General features: G+C 51.4%; 4 protein-coding genes. 3 read left to right on the top strand and 1 reads right to left on the bottom strand.

The annotated features are described in order from the left end of the window. Positions 1-334: 334 nt before the first annotated feature. Positions 335-760: an ester cyclase gene (locus AB9F27_RS21595; protein ID WP_369757074.1), complete on the top strand. Its 426-nt coding sequence runs from the start codon at positions 335-337 to the stop codon at positions 758-760. Between the two features lie 217 nt (positions 761-977). Here the strand turns inward: AB9F27_RS21595 and AB9F27_RS21590 are convergent, their stop codons facing one another. Further along, positions 978-1,523, bottom strand: a complete 546-nt coding sequence (locus AB9F27_RS21590; RefSeq protein WP_369758164.1) for an amino acid synthesis family protein — start codon at positions 1,521-1,523, stop codon at positions 978-980. A 455-nt stretch (positions 1,524-1,978) separates the two neighbouring features. On the opposite strand from AB9F27_RS21590, the gene AB9F27_RS21585 reads away from it, so the two are divergent. Next, the gene (locus AB9F27_RS21585) at positions 1,979-2,560 is read left to right on the top strand and encodes a thermonuclease family protein (protein ID WP_369757071.1); all 582 of its coding nucleotides are present in this window, start codon (positions 1,979-1,981) and stop codon (positions 2,558-2,560) included. Between the two features lie 510 nt (positions 2,561-3,070). Beyond that, on the top strand, positions 3,071-3,703 hold the full coding sequence (locus tag AB9F27_RS21580; RefSeq protein ID WP_369758163.1) for an IS30 family transposase: 633 nt from the start codon (positions 3,071-3,073) through the stop codon (positions 3,701-3,703). The last annotated feature ends 112 nt before the right edge of the window (positions 3,704-3,815 follow it).

Genomic DNA, 3,815 nt, shown 5'->3' with positions numbered 1-3,815 from the left:
CAACACTCCATCTCTTCCAAAAGATTAAAGTGTTACGTCCACCGGTTGAAACCACCGCGGAAACCGGACTTTCGCTGCACACGCAAACTAATTTAGGCAACTTGAAGAAAGCGGACACTCGAGGCTGTGACCCAGTTTTTTCAATGTGCAAACGCAGCGAAGGTCGGCAGTGAGCCCTGAATGGGCACTTAATAGGATGTGACGAAGGTCCGCTTTCTTTGGCTAGAAAAATTCCTAGCCGAAAAATGTTGCCACCGTTTGCTTTGTAGATCAGGGTCAATCATCAGCTTCAGGAACAACACCCCCCTGCACCACATACAAAGGTAGCCGAAAGATGCATCCTACTGAAAAAGTAGTTCGTCAGTTCCACGAGTCATGGGGGTTGCGCGATCCGGATCGCGGCGCGGAAGTAATCGCGACAGATTGTAACTTCGAAGACATAGCGCGCGGCGAGAAGCTCACTGGAAAGGAGGCCTATAAGGAAGACTATTACCGTTGGCGCGAGGCTTTCCCTGACGGACTTTGTGAAGTTGAAAATGTGATTGTTAGCCAATGCGGCAAGTGGGCCACTGTCGAGTTTCGCAATACAGGGACCCACACAGGGACCCTTCGATCAAGCCTAGGGGATTTCGCGCCGACCGGAAAACGAGCCGAAGTCCGCTATTGCTCGGTTATGAAGGTTAAGGACGGAATGGTGGTCGAGGGACGCGACTATTACGATAGCGCCACCATTGCGCGGCAATTGGGTGTTGTAGACTAACCACCTTCTACCAAACACACAGAACTTTATGAATATCTAGCGTGAAGCCACGGTTCGGAGCTTGAGCGTAAGAGGCAGCTTTATCTGCATTGCCGACACGGAGCGTCTGTTTTTTTGGTGCAACCACAGCGCAAGGCTGCTTCGAATGCTCCATACCAGATGTCGTACCGTGCACGAATGACCGCTATGCCGTAGGTATGCTAAAGTCGGCTGGTATCTAAGAATTTCTCGGGCCTTTGCCAACCCTTGGGTGCGGGCGTGTGGCGTCTGATAATCCAATGCAAAGCACAATCTCGTCTGCGCGAGGGGCGTCCGGCACCCAGAGGGTCATCGTGTCGATATGATCGAAAGACCATGCTTCATCTTTGTGCCCAAGTGGCAGATCAATGCTGCCGCCTAATGCTCCGACTTTGTGATTTGAAGGCATCAGAGCCTTGCCGCCGCCAATAGCTTCGCGCACGGGTTTGCCAAGCCTCGGATGCAGCACCGCCGCGCCATGTTCCATTCCGCCCGAAGTTCCAACAAGCGCTGCTTTACCGTAGCAGATTGGTGGCGCTGAGAGCATATGTACGAGCTCCTCAGTCAAAGTTTTACCGAGTGCCGCACCTACTTCGAACAATTGTGATAAGTCTTCTTGATCTATTCCCGCGAAGGCATTGCGGACGATCGCCAGGGCCGCCACACGCGTGATCGGCGCACATGGCTTTCCCATTTCGTCCATCATTATAATTTCTTTGGTAAAAACGGTTTTTCGAGTTTCCATGGCCATGCACCTTCATTTTCATTTATATCAACTTGGCCTTTGGCCAACTGAAAGGCAAACCAATGCTAGTGTATCTGCGTAGTCGCTTGCGACAAAAATGGTATCTCCAGATGGGCAAGCCCTGGCGAAAGCTGTCGTTCGGACAAATGTAACGAAGTGACGCTTCGTCCGCATTGCCGCCGCTCGCCCTCCGATTTGACGTTGATTTCGTGTGCAAACGCAGCGAAAGTCGGCAAAGAGCCCGGACTACCGATATTCTGCAACGCCACGAATTTCTGCTATCGTCACGCAGTCAAAAACCTTCAACACCGCCGAGGTTTTGAATGGGGTTTTTGGCCGCGTAAATTGAGGTGGTTTGAGGCCGTGCCAAAAACGAGCGTTTGTTGAATGTTTCTATCAGAACGATTTGCGCTGATGCGATCTTTGGTTAGTAATGCTTGAAAAGGAACGATTTGTTGGAAGCTGCTTTACTTATATTATTACTCATTGGCCTCGCTTTTTTTGCGTTTGGTCGCAAAAGTAGTCGAAGTAAACATACTCCTCCAAGCAGATCGACATCTCATAAAAGGCCAGCTACAAAGCGGCAGCCGTTTGACGCGCAAAGCGCACGTAAACAACCGATCAGCACTACGCTACAAGGCCCTGCCTATGTGGTGGATGGTGATACCGTGGTCATTCAAAAAACTCAGGTACGTTTGTTTGGTGTTGATGCTCCTGAAATCGATCACCCACACGGCAAAAACGCTAAATGGGCTTTAGTTAATTTATGTAAGGGAAAAACAATACGGGCGGAGGTCACAGAGCAAGACGCTTACGGTCGCTCAGTAGCCAAATGTTATCTACAGGATGGACGTGATCTATCGGCTGAAATGGTAAAGCTCGGCTTAGCTATTGACTGGCCTAAATTTTCAGGCGGAGAATATGGTTTGATGGTGGTGCCAGGAGTGCGCAAAAAGCTGTGGCTAGCAGACGCAAGGCAAAAGGGCAGGATGCATGTCTGGGAGCAGTTTAATGCCCGAAAAAATGCTAAAGACTAGGTATGGCTTTAGCCATCAAAACGACCGCTTCGATAAGCGCAGGAGGGACTGATCAATGGAAGGTATATTCTCTGTAGTCTTTGGTCTGTTTGCGCTGTTTATTGTACTATGGCTATATATCCTGCTTCCTGCGGGCATGGCAGAGAGAAGGAGCCGTAGTCAATTAATCTGGGTGCTTATCAGCCTTTTCGGTTCGCCCATCCTAGCCTGTCTGCTTCTGTTGGCTCTGGGAGATGCAGAATAATCTACTTTCCCGAAAATCTTCCAAAAACGACCGTTTGTTGAACGGTTCGCCGAACCCGACATTTGCGCACTTGCAGCGAAGGTCTGAAAGGTCCGGCGGTTTCAACTGGTCGACGCAACACTCTAATCTTTTTGGAAAGATGGAGTGAACCCTATGAAGTATCGTCGCCGAGTGTTTTTCACAGATGAGCAAAAGTCAGAGATATGGGATCCCTCTCGGCGATGCACGCATCGCCTGCCGGCAGTGGATGGCAACGCGGAGAATCGATGAACTCGATCGGGCGTGGTTTTGATCGCTCATCGTCATCGATTTATCCGCTCCTTGCGCGCACTGGCGGCATCCGTCCACCAAACCGCTTGCGGTCTCGCCTCGCTCTCACCCTGATGGACCGCGAGGAGATATCCAGAGGCCTGCGTGCGAAGCTGTCCTTGCGGTCCATTGCGAGATCCCTGAAGCGGTCAGCGTCCACGATTAGTCGCGAGGTCAGACGCAATGGCGGGCGTGCCCAATACCGCGCAGCGCATTCTAATACAGCAGCTTGGAATCGTGCGCATCGCCCAAAACTCTGCAAGTTGAATGGGAATGCCTATCTCTGCCGAGAGATATCGGCCAAGCTGATCCGCAAATGGTCCCCGCAACAAATCGCAGGCTGGCTGATGCGTGAACATCCAGATGATGAGAGCAAGCGTGTCTCGCACGAGACGATCTACCGTAGCCTGTTCATCCAAACGCGCGGCGTTCTTAAGAAGGAATTGCTTGCGCATCTACGGGCAACGCGGGCCATTCGCCGGTCTCGCCATGCCACACTAAAACGGACTGGAGTAGGTAAGTTCAACGACGCAATATCGATCCGTGACAGCCCCGCCGAAGTAGAAGATCGCGCAGTTCCGGGCCACTGATGGTGTGGATGCCTCACCCCGGAACCGGCATCAAAGTGTGCCATAGTGGTGATATTGAAAGCACCAAATCGGAGGAGACATCCATGAACGAAGTTACAATGATTGGCGTCGA

Source organism: Falsihalocynthiibacter sp. CO-5D18 (assembly GCF_041205445.1).
GTDB lineage: Bacteria > Pseudomonadota > Alphaproteobacteria > Rhodobacterales > Rhodobacteraceae > Falsihalocynthiibacter > Falsihalocynthiibacter arcticus.
The sequence above is the reverse complement of the archived record's forward strand: the minus strand, read 5'-3'. Positions and strand labels throughout refer to the sequence as shown.